General features: G+C 48.9%; 9 protein-coding genes, 1 pseudogene and 1 riboswitch. Of the genes and pseudogenes, 2 read left to right on the top strand and 8 right to left on the bottom strand.

The window, feature by feature from the left end; all coding sequences use genetic code 11:
* Window positions 1–36: 36 nt before the first annotated feature.
* The 8 genes and pseudogenes from cobO to ACI0FR_RS06180 all read right to left on the bottom strand — a co-directional run.
* Window positions 37–675: a cob(I)yrinic acid a,c-diamide adenosyltransferase gene (gene cobO, locus ACI0FR_RS06215; RefSeq protein WP_374830616.1), complete on the bottom strand. Its 639-nt coding sequence runs from the start codon at window positions 673–675 to the stop codon at window positions 37–39.
* Window positions 668–4,450 (bottom strand): cobaltochelatase subunit CobN, encoded by a 3,783-nt coding sequence (gene cobN, locus ACI0FR_RS06210; protein WP_404905997.1) that lies wholly within the window; start codon window positions 4,448–4,450, stop codon window positions 668–670. Before cobN ends, cobO begins: the two co-directional genes overlap by 8 nt.
* A gap of 3 nt (window positions 4,451–4,453) precedes the next feature.
* Window positions 4,454–5,506 (bottom strand): cobalamin biosynthesis protein CobW, encoded by a 1,053-nt coding sequence (cobW, locus tag ACI0FR_RS06205; RefSeq protein ID WP_374831115.1) that lies wholly within the window; start codon window positions 5,504–5,506, stop codon window positions 4,454–4,456.
* Window positions 5,507–5,524: 18 nt separating this feature from the next.
* Window positions 5,525–6,043, bottom strand: a complete 519-nt coding sequence (cobU, locus tag ACI0FR_RS06200; RefSeq protein WP_374830612.1) for a bifunctional adenosylcobinamide kinase/adenosylcobinamide-phosphate guanylyltransferase — start codon at window positions 6,041–6,043, stop codon at window positions 5,525–5,527.
* A 216-nt stretch (window positions 6,044–6,259) separates the two neighbouring features.
* Window positions 6,260–6,486, bottom strand: a riboswitch (cobalamin riboswitch).
* Between the two features lie 60 nt (window positions 6,487–6,546).
* Window positions 6,547–8,013, bottom strand: coding sequence for a cobyric acid synthase (locus ACI0FR_RS06195; RefSeq protein ID WP_404905998.1), 1,467 nt, complete (start codon window positions 8,011–8,013; stop codon window positions 6,547–6,549).
* Window positions 8,014–8,437: 424 nt separating this feature from the next.
* On the bottom strand, window positions 8,438–8,575 hold the full coding sequence (locus ACI0FR_RS06190) for an entericidin EcnAB (protein ID WP_374830608.1): 138 nt from the start codon (window positions 8,573–8,575) through the stop codon (window positions 8,438–8,440).
* 186 nt (window positions 8,576–8,761) lie between these two features.
* The gene (locus tag ACI0FR_RS06185; RefSeq protein WP_404905999.1) at window positions 8,762–9,016 is read right to left on the bottom strand and encodes a hypothetical protein; all 255 of its coding nucleotides are present in this window, start codon (window positions 9,014–9,016) and stop codon (window positions 8,762–8,764) included.
* Between the two features lie 160 nt (window positions 9,017–9,176).
* Window positions 9,177–11,552: pseudogene (locus ACI0FR_RS06180) on the bottom strand (mechanosensitive ion channel family protein); the annotation flags it as partial.
* Between the two features lie 324 nt (window positions 11,553–11,876).
* Between ACI0FR_RS06180 and ACI0FR_RS06175 the strand changes: the two are divergent.
* Both ACI0FR_RS06175 and secD read left to right on the top strand, forming a co-directional pair.
* Window positions 11,877–12,251 carry a hypothetical protein gene (locus tag ACI0FR_RS06175; protein WP_404909683.1) on the top strand — a complete coding sequence of 125 codons (375 nt, stop codon included), beginning with the start codon at window positions 11,877–11,879 and terminating at the stop codon, window positions 12,249–12,251.
* 116 nt (window positions 12,252–12,367) lie between these two features.
* On the top strand, window positions 12,368–14,893 hold the full coding sequence (gene secD / locus ACI0FR_RS06170) for a protein translocase subunit SecD (RefSeq protein ID WP_374830604.1): 2,526 nt from the start codon (window positions 12,368–12,370) through the stop codon (window positions 14,891–14,893).
* Window positions 14,894–14,988: the final 95 nt, after the last annotated feature.

The following is a 14,988-nucleotide window of genomic DNA, read 5'->3' as shown; positions in this document are numbered from 1 at the left end:
GCGCTCAAACTTCATAAAGCTTGAGCGCATTCAATTTTAAAATTCAATGCCTTTTTGTGCTTTCACACCAGAGCGGAACGGATGTTTGATCATTTCCATTTCGGTGACCAGATCAGCCACTTCAATCAGCTCATCCTTGGCGTTGCGACCAGTGATAATCACATGTTTCATCGGTGCCTTGGCTTTCAACACTTCGATCACTTCGCTTACCGGCAGATAGTCATAGCGCAGCACAATGTTCAGTTCGTCACAAAGCACCATGTCATAACTGTCATCAAGGATCATGGCTTTCGCCTGCTCCCATGCATCACGCGCCATCTGGATATCACGGGCGCGATCCTGCGTTTCCCATGTAAAACCTTCGCCCAATGCCGAGATTGTTACTTGGTCAGGAAATTTTTCTAAAACCCAGCGCTCGCCGGTATCCCAAGAACCTTTGACAAACTGCACCACGCCGATTTTCATACCATGACCGAGCGCGCGGAAAACCATACCAAAACCAGCGGTGGATTTACCTTTACCTTTACCGGTATTGACAATCACCAAGCCTTTTTCATCGGTTTTGGTGGCTTGCATCTTGTCACGCGCCGCTTTGATTTTCTTCATCTTCTCGGCATGACGCGCATTGAGCTCTTCTTCACTCATCCCCAGTATTTTATCTGTTTTTTCAGTCATTTGCCTGCCCTTCCGGAATCAAATTATGAGCCATCATTTCCAGTTCAAACCGAGCTGAATTCGAGCGCGGCGTCCAGAACTGCCGTTTAATGGCCTCTTCAAGTTTCTGTGCAATTTCACGCAATGCTGCCGGATTTTTATCCGCAATGAAAGCCCGCACTTTAGGATCAACAATATAGGCTTGATAGACTGCCTCAAAATGATGGTTAGAGACAGCCCCCGTTGTGGCAGCAAAGGCGAATAAATAATCCACCGTTGCCGCAATTTCGACAGCCCCTTTATAGCCGTGACGCATCACGCCAGCGATCCATTTCGGATTGACCGCGCGCCCGCGCACCACGCGTGAAAGCTCTTCCTGCAAAGTACGGATGACAGGGCGTTCAGGCCGCGAATGATCATTATGATAGACATCAGGTGCCTTGCCGCTCAAATGCTCGACCGTTGCCACCATGCCGCCTTCAAATTGATAATAATCATCAGAATCGAGCAGGTCATGTTCGCGGTTATCCTGATTTTGCACCACAGCATCGATTGCTTTGAGACGTGTTTCCAACAACCCGCGTTGCGCGTCACCCTCTTCACCTGCACCATAAGCATAACCGCCCCAGACAAGCCATGCCTCGGCCAGATCACCACGCGCTTCCCAGCCGTTTTCATCCATCAAGGCTTGCAGACCCGCGCCATAAGCCCCCGGTTTTGAGCCAAAAATGCGATAGCCGGCTTGTTTGTCTGCTTCAGCTTCACTTGCACCATTGGCAATCAGCGCTTTCGCTTCTTCACCCATACGCGCGGCAACAGGATTATCGCCTTCGCTTTCTTCCAGCTTACCGACAGCGCGGATAGCCTTATCAAAAAGTACAATCTGTTCAGGAAAAGCATCACGGAAGAAGCCGGAAATGCGCAAAGTCACATCCACACGCGGACGGCCAAGTTTGGCAATCGGGATGATTTCATATCCCGTTACACGCCGCGAGGCCATATCCCATACTGGCTTTACTCCGATCAAAGCTAGAGCTTGCGCAATATCATCACCACCGGTGCGCATATTGGAGGTGCCCCAAGCAGTCAGACCAAAGGAACGCGGCCAATCGCCATTATCTTGTGTATAGCGTGTGATCAGCAACTCGGCCGATTTTTTACCCAATTCCCAAGCAGCTGGCGTTGGCACGGCACGGCTATCCACGGAAAAGAAATTGCGCCCCGTTGGCAACACATCGGGGCGGCCACGCGTTGGCGCACCGGACGCGCCCGGATTGACAAAACGCCCGTTGAGCGCGGCCATAAAACCGTTGATTTCAGCAACACCACAAGATTGCACCCGTGCGCGCAAATCATCATTGATACTGATCATGACCGCTTGGGTTTCAACCCAATCAGCCGGACATTCAATCTCTCCGCTCACCAGTTTTATAGCGAGCAGTTCAATGCGTTCAACCGTATCTCCGCAATTGCGCCACAGATCATCGCTCACCGCTTGCAAGATATCAGGCTTTGCCCCAGTCCACACCTCAGCCATAGCACAGTCAAGCGGGTCGAAACCGTCCAGCAATTGTGCATCTTTGGCAATGGCACGCTGTAAGCTTTGATCACTCTTGGCACCACCAAGCGACACAGCCATCCCGCGCGGCACACGGGCAAGCGCAACAAGCAAATCGGTAAGTAAGCGACCTTGCGGTGCCAGGCCAAAAATATGCAAACCATCACGGATTTGCATTTCCTTCAGATCGCACAAATAGGCATCAAGCTTTTGCAGCGCCAAATCTTCATCATCATGGGCATGAATACCGGCATCCTGATCCAAGCCAATATCACGCACTAAATCCAAAATCTGACCTTTGAGACGGATAAGACGGCGCGGATCAAGTCCCGACGCTTCGTAATATTCATCAACCAAAGCTTCCAGATCTTTTAGTGGGCCATAGCTTTCAGCGCGCGTTAAAGGTGGGGTCAAATGGTCGATAATAACAGCACTGCTGCGTCTTTTGGCTTGCGTGCCTTCACCCGGATCATTGACGATAAAAGGATAGATATGCGGAGTCGCACCAAAGACAGCTTCCGGATAACAATTTTCCGATAAAGCCAGCGCTTTTCCGGGTAACCATTCCATATTGCCGTGCTTGCCCATATGGGCGATAGCATCCACTTTAGCCACGTCACGCAGATAAGCATAAAACGCCAGATAGCCATGCGGCGGCACCAAATCCGGCGAATGATAGCTTTCTTTCGGGTCGATATTATAGCCGCGTGCAGGCTGTATTCCCACCAGCGTTTCGCCATATTGCATCAGCGACAAAGCAAAGCTTTGAGGCTTGTTCATAAAAAACGGATCAGCTTGCGGCTCGCCCCAACGAGCGAGCACCTCTTCCTGAATCTGATTGGGAAGTTTAGCAAAGAAAGCATTGTATTGATTCAAAGAAAGCGTATTGCGCACCACGCGCCCGTCAAGCGCTGCATTGGTGGGGCCTGCCATCAAATCACCAATCAACTGTTCGCCATCAACGGGCAAATCAACCAGCGGATAATTTTGCGCCTGCATCGCGCGCAGCACTTCTACAGTACCGGCTGGTGTGTCCAAACCAACACCATTGCCAAGCCGCCCGTCCCTGTTCGGGTAATTGGCAAGGACCAGCGCAATTCGCCGCTCCGACGGATTTTTTTCTCTTAAGCCTACCCATGCTTTGGCCAAATCCGCGACGAAGTTAACGCGGCTTTGTTCCGGCTCATGGGTCACAATATTGGCTTCCACCGAGGCATCATAATTCTTCGCTGACTTGAACGAAATCGCGCGGGTCAACACGCGCCCGTCCACTTCCGGCAAAGCGACATTCATCGCCAGATCGCGCGAGGAAAGCCCCTGCGGCGAACCCTGCCACATCTCCAGACTGGAACCGGATAAAATCACTTGCAGCACCATCGCGCCACTTGCTTCCAGCACTGTCGGCTGGCGCTCGACGCCCGGTACCGAAACCGCAAAACCGGTCGCATTTAAAACAAGCGACGGTTTATCTTCTTCAAAGATGCGCTCAACAACGGCCACTGAAACCGCGTCTTTCAAACTGCTGATATAGATCGGCAGCACGTTGAGATCACGCGCCTCTAACGCTTCGATCAGCGCTTCAATCGGCTTGGTCTGGCCGCTTTGCACCAGTGCGCGATAAAAACAAATCGCCACCACCGGTGCATATTTGTTGGCTCGCACCTCGCGCAATTCTGCAACCGATCTAACCCCACCTTCCGACCACCAAAGACCGGCCTTCAATAATGGTGCGGCTTCCACCGGACGCTCGCGCCCATCAATCAATGAAGCACAACATTCCAAAAAACCACGCGCATTCTGTGCGCCACCTTCGATCAGATAATGCCACAGACTATCCAGATCATGCGGGGCGACAGTTGAATAGCGCTTGAGGCTTGCATCAGGCTTATCGTCACCCGGCAAAACTGCGAGCATAACGCCGTGATTAACGGCGCAAGCATGCAGCGCTTCCAAGCCATATGGCCAGTAGCTTTCACCACCAATCACCCGCACGACAATCAGCTTTGCAAAACGCGCCGTGCGCTCCACATAAGTGTCTACCGACATCGGATGCGAAAGCGACATCATATTCACAAGCCGAAGCGTCGGCGCATCACTTAATGAATGATGCGCCGCAGCCAGACTTGCAAGCTCTGTATCAGCCGCAGAAAGAAACAAAATATCGGCGGGGCTTTGGCCTAAATCGATGGCTTCGCTGCCGTCGGCGATTGTCCCTTTCTGGGCAAGTAAAAGATGCATGGATTACGCTGCTTCCTGAACGGACTTGGCAATTGCTGCTTCATCAATATCATGTACGCCGATCACCACCAGCTTGGTGGAGCGGGCTTCACCATCAGCCCAAGGACGATCAAAATAATGCTCGATGCGTGAACCCACAGCCTGCACGACCAAACGCATCGGTTTGCCCGGCACATTGGCAAAGCCTTTCAGTCGCAGGATATCATGCTTGCCAATGATCTTTTTCAGGTTTTCGGCAAATGCTTTCGGATCATTCACATCACCGGCTTCAACCACAAAACTTTCAAACTCGTCATGGCTATGGGTGTGATCATCATCGTTTTCATGGTGCATTTCATGATGTGATTTGCGATTGGCAATATCATCTTCCGAACCAACACCAAGGCCAAGCAGAATATCTGCACCGATCTTGCCAAAACTTGCAGACACCATATTGGTCTGGCGGGATGAACGTTCCGACACATCTTTGCGCACAGCTACAAGCGCTGCTTCATCAAGCAAATCAGCTTTATTCAGCACGATCAGATCAGCCGCATGGATCTGATCTTCAAAAAGTTCCTCCAGTGGGCTTTCATGGTCAAGGGATTCATCAGCCTGACGTTGCTCATCAATCTTATCGTGGTCATCCGCAAAGCGGCCTTCGGCAACAGCAGCCGCGTCAATTACGGTTACAACGCCATCAACAGTCACTTGCGTTTTAATTTCCGGCCAATTGAATGCAGCCACCAGCGGCTGCGGCAGTGCCAAACCGGATGTTTCAATCACAATATGATCAGGGCGATCTGCGCGTTCCAACAATTTGGTCATGGTCGGGATGAAATCATCAGCAACGGTGCAGCAAATGCAGCCATTATTCAGCTCAATCACATCTTCTTCGGTGCAGCTTTCAATACCGCAACCTTTTAAAATGCCGCCATCAACGCCCAGATCGCCAAACTCATTAATGATCAGTGCAATGCGCTTGCCATTGGCATTTTCCAGCAAATTGCGGATCATCGTGGTTTTGCCCGATCCTAAAAAGCCGGTAATCACGGTAGCCGGAATCTTTTGACCCATTTTTTGGCCCTGCATATTCTATCCCTTCATTTTCAACGACAAACCTGCCGCCATAAAGTAAACTTCGTGAGCTTTTTCTGCGACACGCTGATGTAAAAAGCCCGCATAATCCCTAAATTCCCGCGCCATCCGGTTGTCAGGCACAATACCCAATCCCACCTCATTGGAGACAAAAAATATCTCGCCGGAAGTTTTCGGAAAAGTCTCTAAAAGCCGCGCTGTTTCGGCTTCAATATCGCGCTCCGCCATCATCAGATTGGTGACCCAAAGCGTCAGACAATCAACCAGTACAAAATGATTTGGTGCGGCTGTTTTAAGCAAAGCATCCGCCAGATCAAGCGGCTCTTCAACGGTTGTCCAATTCAGGCCGCGCCTGTCTTGATGAAGATTGATGCGCGAACGCATTTCATCATCATAAGCGCGCCCTGTCGCAATATAAAAAGGCTGAAGACCAGAGTTCTCAGCGCAGTTTTCAGCGTATTTTGATTTCCCCGAGCGAGCACCGCCGAGAACAAGCGTAATTTTAGCCGAGGGCATTTTAATTCAAACCCCGACTTCTACTGATGCGTAGCTTTTCACCTTTAAGGCAAATAATGATCTGCTTAAGAAGGAAACCTCCTGAAAGGGGGGGGCAGCACTTAAATTATACACACTAATCAGTGAAAAAAGCGCATTCGATGCGCTATTGTTAGCGTGTGCAGCCATGACAACCTCCGTGCAGGCAGCGAGGAAACCTCCCCTAAGGTGCAGGCAATATGCCTTTTACAACAGGCAGGTCTCCTGGCTCGCGGGTCATTAAGATGAAGCCGCCTTCCCGGTTTCCCAGTGGCTGCGGGTATTAACAACCCACATGGCAACATCCCTCACCGCTCTACAGTCGCGGGGTCGGCTGCTATCAAAATGCTTGATATCAAGCATTTCTCGCATTCCCTCTTCGTTCATCAAATAAGATGATGAAAACCTGATGCAATGGCCTGACATTATGCTGTGTACCAATGATCGTCAATCAACTTGAGACAGTCTGGACTGTGGATCAATGTTTAAATTTTCACAGGCAAACTTAATTGTAACAAAGCCTCAATATCCAGATACTGCTCCAAATTATCAGCAAGCTCATTCAATGCATCATCAACACTGGCACGGTAATTTAAACCTGCATCACGCACACCAAGCTTTTCCAGCAATTTTGCCCTGAAACTGTCGGATGCAAAAAGACCATGTAAATATGTGCCGAAAATGCGCCCGTCGGCAGAAACGGCACCGTCAGCACGACCGTCGACAAGCGCAAAAGGGCGCACGCAATCTGCACCACTACTGACACCGCAATGAATTTCATAACCGTCGACAGCTGCGTCATAGGCAAGCGCCTTACCCCGTACTTGACCGAGTATCTTCTCGGCTTTCATAACGGTTTCCATCTGCAAAAGGCCTAATCCTTCAGCTTCTGCAATATCACCATCAATCTGCTCCGGATCACTGATTTTTTGCCCCAGCATCTGATAACCACCGCAAATGCCGATCACATAACCACCACGTTTGACATGGTCATGAATTTGAACGTCCCAACCATTTTCACGCAAGCGTTTCAGATCGCCAATCGTCGATTTTGTCCCAGGCAAAATGATCAATCCGGCATCTAAGGGTATGGGGTCGCCTGCCCGCACCATCACCAGTTCCACATCCGGTTCGGCTTTCAAAGGATCAAGATCATCAAAATTGGCGATTCGATCCAACATCGGCACGGCAATTTTGAGAGCTTTTCCTTGGGGTTCAACCATCTTCTCCAGCACCACCGAATCTTCGGCAGGCAAACGGCCAACAGCTTTGAGCCAAGGCACTACGCCCAAGGACGGCCAGCCGGTAAATTGGGTAACCGAACACAAGCCATCATCAAAAAGCGACACATCACCGCGAAATTTGTTAATCAAAAAACCGACAATCATGGCGCGGTCTTGTTCGGGTAAAATCGTATGAGTGCCCACGAGCGAGGCAATCACCCCGCCACGATCGATATCACCGACCAACACCACCGGCACACCGGCCTTGGTGGCAAAGCCCATATTGGCAATATCATTTTGACGTAAATTAATTTCAGCCGGAGAACCTGCACCTTCAACCAAGACAATATCAGCACCATCGCAAATGTGCAGCCATGACTGCATTACCGCATCCATAAATTGCGGCTTCAAGCGCTGATAATCGCGCCCCTTTGCTTGTCCACGGACTTTGCCTTGCACGATAATCTGACTACCTGTTTCGGATTGCGGCTTTAATAAAACAGGGTTCATATGCACGCTTGTCGGCACGCCGCAGGCCAATGCCTGCAACCATTGTCCACGGCCAATCTCGCCGCCATCATCGGTCACGGCAGCATTATTCGACATATTTTGTGGTTTAAACGGGCGCACTTTAAAACCGCGATTGCGCATCACACGACAAAGACCGGCCACAAGAACCGTCTTGCCCACATCAGACCCAGTACCCTGAAACATAATTGCACGTGTCATAATCCTGACCTATCGCAATCAGCAACATATGCATAGAGGCCAATGACGAGAATTCACGATGATAAAAACGAACCTCGTTCAAAACAAATTCGTATCCGACATCTTTAAACAAATGCGCAGGATAATTTTTACCAGTCTTTAATAAACAGCCGAAAATAACCTGAATTAACGATCAAAAAAGTGCAATCTTTAGACTTACTTAAGCTTCTGATAACCATCCGGTAAGAATGTCCTGTTAAAAAGATCATCGAGACGGCAACAAACCGCCTCGATGCTCCGGATAAGGTATTGCGTACCGGAGCCTATAGTATGTCTCACCAGTGTATTGTTCGGTGAGAGCCATGCGTTTATTGGCAAGACCGTGCATCTCCGGATAGCGCGGTTTTTGCCATTTTCATATGTTGATCAAATAAAAATAAAAGTATTAATTTTTAACGGTATCTTCAACCGCTTGAGCTGTCCCTTTCACATCACGACCGACACCGCGCACAGTGTTGGCACAAGAAACAAGTGTAAAAGCGCAAAGAATAATTGCGATGGGTGCAATGCGAGAAAGTTTCATCAGCTTCTGTCTCCTTATGATGCATTTTAAATTTTACATGCAATACTATCATAACGCTGAAGATGAGAAGTGGTTGCTCATGGCTAAAAATATTTTACAACTATAATAATAGAAAGCCCGCGATCACCAGATTATGGGCTTTTCTTCTAATATCATGCGAGAATATGAAATCTGGATAAAGAAAGATTATTTAATCTTTGCCTGACCACCGCTGATCGTTACGGCTTCACTTCCGTTCAAGGCTTCACGATCACCGCCCGGCATGGTGACAAAACAACCCGAAGGGCAAAAATTCACAGTTTCACCCGGTGCAATCACCAATTCCTGCTTGGATGCACCTTCGGTGACAACAATGGTCTGGGCAGTTGAATCGCCGTTGGTAACGGTCGCGGCCATTGCAAGAGCATTCATAGCTCCAGAAATAACAACTGTCATGACCATGACTTTACCGAATTTGATCATTTTGCTTCGATGTTGCCATCGTCCCTTTTTGGATCGGATGAAGCCTTTGCTCCATCCTGTCTGTCTTAGTAATGCTAAATTTATAATACACTCAAGCTGAATATTGGCTGAACAAGTTTTGTTCCCCAGTCTATGATTACACCTCGCTATCTTTTTCGGCTTCTATATCAGCTTCGGCTTTTGCAAGAGCGGCGGCTTTTTCTGCTTCAATCTCTTTGTCTAATTGTTTCAATCGCTCAATAGCGCTGAAACGCAGTTCATTCTTAACATCGGTTGAATTCGTGATATCAGCCAAATAAGCATAAATATCAAAAGTCAGCAGCGTATAGGAGACATTGTTAAGCGCCACATATGGTGCCGGATTTTTCAAAACAGACGGATTGGAGCGAACCACTTCCAGTAATGCCGCATGGATACGACGCGGTTCATCTACCATCGGGATCTGAAAATTGACCTCAATACGCCCAAGCTTATTATGATGTGTCCAGTTGCCGACATTACCGTTGATCAAGGTCGAGTTCGGCACAATAATCGATTGGCGCTGAAAGGTTTCAACTTCCGTTGCACGCACACTGATTTTTTTAACGGTACCGCTCACTGTACCGGCTTCAACCCAGTCCCCCACTTTAAAAGGACGCTCAGCCAGCAAGATCAAACCGGAGACAAAATTTTGCACGATATTTTGCAAACCGAACCCGATACCCAGTGACAGACCACCGGCAATCAGCGCCAGATTGGAAAGATTGAAGCCGGCGGCAGAAATTCCAACCAGTGCCGCCAGACACAAACCGATATAGCCGACCACGGTGCGGATGGAATTACGCACACCCACATCCACACGTCCGCGCACCATCACTGTTATATCAAGCCATTTTTGAAACCAGCGGGTGAAGAAATAGACCACAAAAAACAAAAGAATGCCGGTTAATATTCCAGTCAATGAAATTGAAAAATCACCAATGCTGAAACCGGTCATCAGCCGGAAGAAGGTATTTTTCAGCTCATTCCACTGGAAGCCAAGCTGCATCAAAATTAACGGCAAGCCAATGAGCAGAACCAGCAAATTGATCATGATACCAACGATCAACCCGGCCTGGTCCATCGAACTGTCATCCAGGTTGAACTTGTTTTGCAAGCCCTGACCAATTTTAGTTGACTTGAACGCACCTTCTTCAATGATGGCACGGGCTGTCAAAAATCCCAGATACATCATAATCAAGAAAGCGCCACTGACCATAATCTGCTGTGAGGCGAAACGCGCAAAGCCGATATAACCGGCCAGAGCGCTGATGACAGGCACTAAACCCAACAAAATCAGCAAAACTTTAGCCGGTTTCGGCCAACTGCGAATTTCTCCGTCTTCGTCGTCCTGAATAGGTTTCAGCAGTGCGATCCAAATAATCAGCGCGCCAATAACCAATGACGAAACCAGGCTTTTTGCCATCGTCAGTGACAAAGGCGATGACAGCACTTGGTTGACGGTACTAAATACATAATCAAGCCCGTTGACCAGCGCAGCCGTCGAGGCCAGAACAAGCATGACCCGTCCCGGACGCGCGGCAACCGGTATCAGCCGCCATACCGGCATATCGGGGCTGATTAACGCTTTCGACATCCTGTAAATGAAATAAACCAGTCCGGCTGAGCTGAATATCGAGCGCAAAATCAGCGCAATATCACTGCGTAAAACATTGAAATAATCAAGTAAAAAGTATGTTGTAGCGAAGAACACCCCAACCGCTGCCGATGGTATCAGCGTTGACCAGAAAGCAACGGACAGGCGACTCAAATAAGTCGGATTTTCAACAGTAGGATCACGCTGATAGATGCTGCCTAAAAAATAACGCGCTCCAAGCTCCAGAAGTACCGCGGCCATAAGCGCAAAGAATGTGGCCGCCAGAAACGAGTTAAGTTTAAAAGAGACGACAAAACGCCACCAGGAACGGACAATTTTGCCCAGCGCCGTGAGTTGATCGCTGGCAGCGGTTGTCATCTTAGTCCCTAATGAATAATCAATATGTACCCGTTGTGACAACGTGCCGGTGAAAAGATCGCGCCTTATCGTCACCACTTTGTTGCTTAATTTATGAACCTGCATGGAGACATCTTCTGTCTCCCCCAGCGCTACATTGATCTGCGCTTTTTCGTTGGTGAGACGAACGCGTTCTTCTGTTACTTCTTCAGCTTCACTTGCAGAATCGGCCGGCGCACTGCCAAGTTGCTCCAGACGCGCATTAATTTCGCTAAGCCTTGGCCGGTAAGACACCCCAATATCAAGAAGCTTTCTTGATGCATCATCCAACTTCAATTTAATGTTGGCCAGTTCCTCATCATTGGTGAGGTTTTGCTCCAGCCGGGTTTCGAGCTGACTGACAGACTGCTTCAGTTCATTGATAATAGGTCGTTTTTCTTCAACCACCGTTTCCGCATGGGCAACAAACGTAAACCCTGCAATCAGCCAAATAAAAAGAAAAGCGATAAGCCTGCGTCCCAAAAACCGGTTCAACTCTTTCACCGCCCAAACCTTTTTATCATCGATATGCTATATCCAAAAAAATGTTTTTCAATTCGTAAATAACTGTCGTGACAAACGAAAAACAAAGCGTGCTTTCATCAGTAAGCCTAATCAACATAGGCGAATTTTCTAATCAGGTTAAGATAATATTCGCATTTTCCTTGTGGCTAGCGATACAGTTGGTTAATGAAGATTCTCAATCAGATTTCTATATGCTAGTTTAAAAGCAGACAAGAACTCTGCAAATGACAACACCAACGGCACAGGCCCCATCTTTTGGCAAAGCATGTGAAACATAGATTGAAGCTGCAAGCACATGATTTCATGGTGCTTTCTTCGATTCTGGTTGCTTTGATGTCGTTGTTTCTGATCGGCAGTTTCACCACCGCGAATGATGATAAAACCTATCAAATCATTCAGATGGATGCCATCAGCCAGACTGATTTGCGGATAACTCCAAGCGGACGGCACCAAACAACACCAGCAAATCTCCCTTCCCGCACTTCTGTTGCCGAACTTTATCAGCATAAATTCAAACCACAGCGCTTTGACAATGCTGATCCTTTTCTTGGTGCTGTTCTTCTTGATTTTGCTGCCGAATATTACACCGGCCTGCAAGTCATTTATTTTGCGGAAAACTTAATCGCCCTGCCCGTTGCCTCTACCGGCGCGCGGGCGCCACCTTTTTCGACGCGATAATTCTTTCTGCTTTCCTTTTTTCGGGCAAGTTAATTGTCATTAAACTTAACTTGCAAATACCCATTAGCGGTTTTTCTGAATATTTCAGAAGAGCTGTCATTTCCGGATAAAAAACTATGCGCACATCCAAATGGGCCATTGCTTTTTATAGCCTGATCGTTTTGGTCGGGCTTATCATTGCATTGCCCAATTTCTTTACCCAGCAACAGCTCGAAGCTATGCCAAGCTGGTTCCCTAAAAAACAAGTCACTCTCGGTCTCGACCTGCGCGGCGGTTCCTATCTCGTATTGGAAGTCGACGCAGCAGGCTTGAAAAAAGATCGTCTGCGTTCCCTGCTTGATGATGCACGTTCGAAACTGCGTTCAGAACGCATCCAGCCACAGTCGATCCGTATTGCCGGTGATGCCGTTGTTGTTGTCATTCCTGATGCAGATGCGCGTAAAAAAGCTGACACAGCCCTGCGCACGCTGATCACTCAGGTTAATTCCAACAGCTTTGGTGCGGCTATCAACGACATCGACGTTACCCAGACAGACAATCAGATCCGTCTTAATCTGACCGAAGCAGGTTTCCAGTATCGTCTTGATGCAGCACTGCAACAGAGCCTTGAGATCATCCGTCAGCGTGTGGATCAGGTCGGTGTTGCCGAACCTTCCATCCAGCGCGTCGGCTCCGACCGTATTGTGGTTCAGCTACCAGGCCTTCAGGATCCGGCACATTTGCGCCAGCTTCTCGGCTCCACCGCTAAAATGACCTTCCATATGGTCGCCGATGTTCCGGTCAATGACACCCCACCTCCGGGTGTTTCTATCCTGCCGGATGCTAAAGACGGCATGCAATATCCAATTGAAGATCAGGTTGCGTTGAGCGGCGAACGCCTGACTGATGCACGCGCCGGTTTTGACCAGCGCACCAATGAACCAATTGTTTCATTCCGTTTTGATTCACTCGGTGCCCGTCAGTTTGCCGAAATCACCACCAAAAACGTTAACCGGCCATTTGCCATCGTGCTTGACGGTAAAGTCTTGAGTGCGCCTGTTATCCGTGAGCCGATCACCGGTGGGTCGGGTCAGATCAGCGGTAACTTCTCAGTTGAAGAATCCGTGGTTCTGTCCGCCCTTCTGCGTGCCGGTGCATTGCCTGCACCATTGACTGTGATTGAAGAACGTACCGTTGGCCCTGATCTGGGTGGCGATGCCATCAAAATGGGTCTTTACACCGGTATTGCAGGCTTCTTGCTTGTCGCGGTGATGATTGTAGTGCTTTACGGCATCTGGGGTTTCATCGCCAATGTCGCATTGCTTCTGCATACAATTTTAACTTTGTCAGCTCTAAGCCTTCTTGGGGCAACACTCACCTTACCGGGTATTGCCGGTATTATTTTGGGTATTGGTATCGCCGTTGACGCCAATATTCTCATTAACGAACGTATTCGTGAAGAAACCCGTAAAGGCATGGGGGCAATGGCCGCTCTCGATAAAGGGTTCAAGATTGCCTATTCCACCATTGTGGATGCAAACGTCACCACTCTGATTGCAACCGTACTACTCTTCCTCTTCGGTACGGGTCCGGTGCGTGGTTTTGCCGTTACCATGATGCTTGGTATTGCCATTTCCATGTTTACCGCGATTACAATCGTTCGCGTCATCATGGAATGGGTTGTCCGCCGCCGCAAAATCAAAGTGCTGCATATCGAGCCGATTATTTCATTGGTGCCTGAAAACACCAATTATAAGTTCATGAAGGCGCGTTTCTTCGGCATTGGCGTTTCCATTGTCTTGTCACTTGCTTCCATCGGTCTCTTTATCGCACCTGGCTTGAATTACGGTATCGACTTCAAGGGCGGTATTCAGGCTGAAATCGTCACTTCACAGCCAGCCGATTTAGGCCAGCTTCGTTCAACACTCACTGACTTGAAGCTGGGTGAAGTTGCCCTGCAAACAGCAGGCAGCCCGAACAATGTGTTGATCCGCATGCAGCGTCAGGATGGCGGCGAAGAGGCGCAATCCGTTGCTGTTTCCAAAATGCGTGAAGCCGTCCAGACGCTTTATCCGGATGTGAAAATCGAACGCACCGAAGTTGTCGGACCTAAGGTTTCCGGCGAATTGGCACGATCAGGTGTGATTGCGGTGGTTCTGGCAGCAATCGCGATGCTCTTCTATATCTGGTGGCGTTTCGAATGGTATTTTGCCGTGGGTGCAATTGCCACTCTGGTGTTGGATACCACCAAGCTGGTGGGCTTCTTTGCGCTGATGCAGCTTGATTTCAACCTCACAGCCATTGCAGCACTTCTCACCTCCATCGGTTATTCGGTAAACGATAAAGTGGTGGTCTATGACCGTATGCGTGAAAATATGCGCCTCTACAAATCCAAACCACTGCGTGAAATCATCGATATGAGTATCAATCAGGTACTTGTTCGTTGTGTTTACACCTCAATGACCACTTTCCTCGCAATGGCGCCAATGGCGATCTGGGGCGGCAGTGCCGTTCATAATTTCGCCCTGCCGATGCTGTTTGGTATCTTTATCGCAACCAGCTCCTCCATCTTCATTGCAGCGCCAATTCTGCTGTTCCTTGGAGACTGGTCGATCAAGCGCCAGAAAAAGCACGAACAAGATCAGGCTGCAATCGCATCCTGATCCATGACAGGACGGGACGTGCTCCGGCATTTCCCGTCCCGTCCAATAATGAATTCGCGGAGGGGACATATATGGTTGTTATGAAATTGGCGAGC

Source organism: Paenochrobactrum sp. BZR 201-1 (assembly GCF_044987585.2).
GTDB lineage: Bacteria > Pseudomonadota > Alphaproteobacteria > Rhizobiales > Rhizobiaceae > Paenochrobactrum > Paenochrobactrum pullorum.
The sequence above is the reverse complement of the archived record's forward strand: the minus strand, read 5'-3'. Positions and strand labels throughout refer to the sequence as shown.

What these genes read in the sequence shown, in the direction of transcription:
- cobU (WP_374830612.1), bottom strand. Translation starts at nt 6,043, where the DNA reads ATGCCCTCGGCTAAAATTACGCTTGTTCTCGGCGGTGCTCGCTCGGGG.
- secD (WP_374830604.1), top strand. Translation starts at nt 12,368, where the DNA reads ATGCGCACATCCAAATGGGCCATTGCTTTTTATAGCCTGATCGTTTTG.
- ACI0FR_RS06185 (WP_404905999.1), bottom strand. Translation starts at nt 9,016, where the DNA reads ATGGTCATGACAGTTGTTATTTCTGGAGCTATGAATGCTCTTGCAATG.
- ACI0FR_RS06175 (WP_404909683.1), top strand. Translation starts at nt 11,877, where the DNA reads ATGGTGCTTTCTTCGATTCTGGTTGCTTTGATGTCGTTGTTTCTGATC.
- ACI0FR_RS06190 (WP_374830608.1), bottom strand. Translation starts at nt 8,575, where the DNA reads ATGAAACTTTCTCGCATTGCACCCATCGCAATTATTCTTTGCGCTTTT.
- ACI0FR_RS06195 (WP_404905998.1), bottom strand. Translation starts at nt 8,013, where the DNA reads ATGACACGTGCAATTATGTTTCAGGGTACTGGGTCTGATGTGGGCAAG.
- cobN (WP_404905997.1), bottom strand. Translation starts at nt 4,450, where the DNA reads ATGCATCTTTTACTTGCCCAGAAAGGGACAATCGCCGACGGCAGCGAA.
- cobO (WP_374830616.1), bottom strand. Translation starts at nt 675, where the DNA reads ATGACTGAAAAAACAGATAAAATACTGGGGATGAGTGAAGAAGAGCTC.
- cobW (WP_374831115.1), bottom strand. Translation starts at nt 5,506, where the DNA reads ATGGGTCAAAAGATTCCGGCTACCGTGATTACCGGCTTTTTAGGATCG.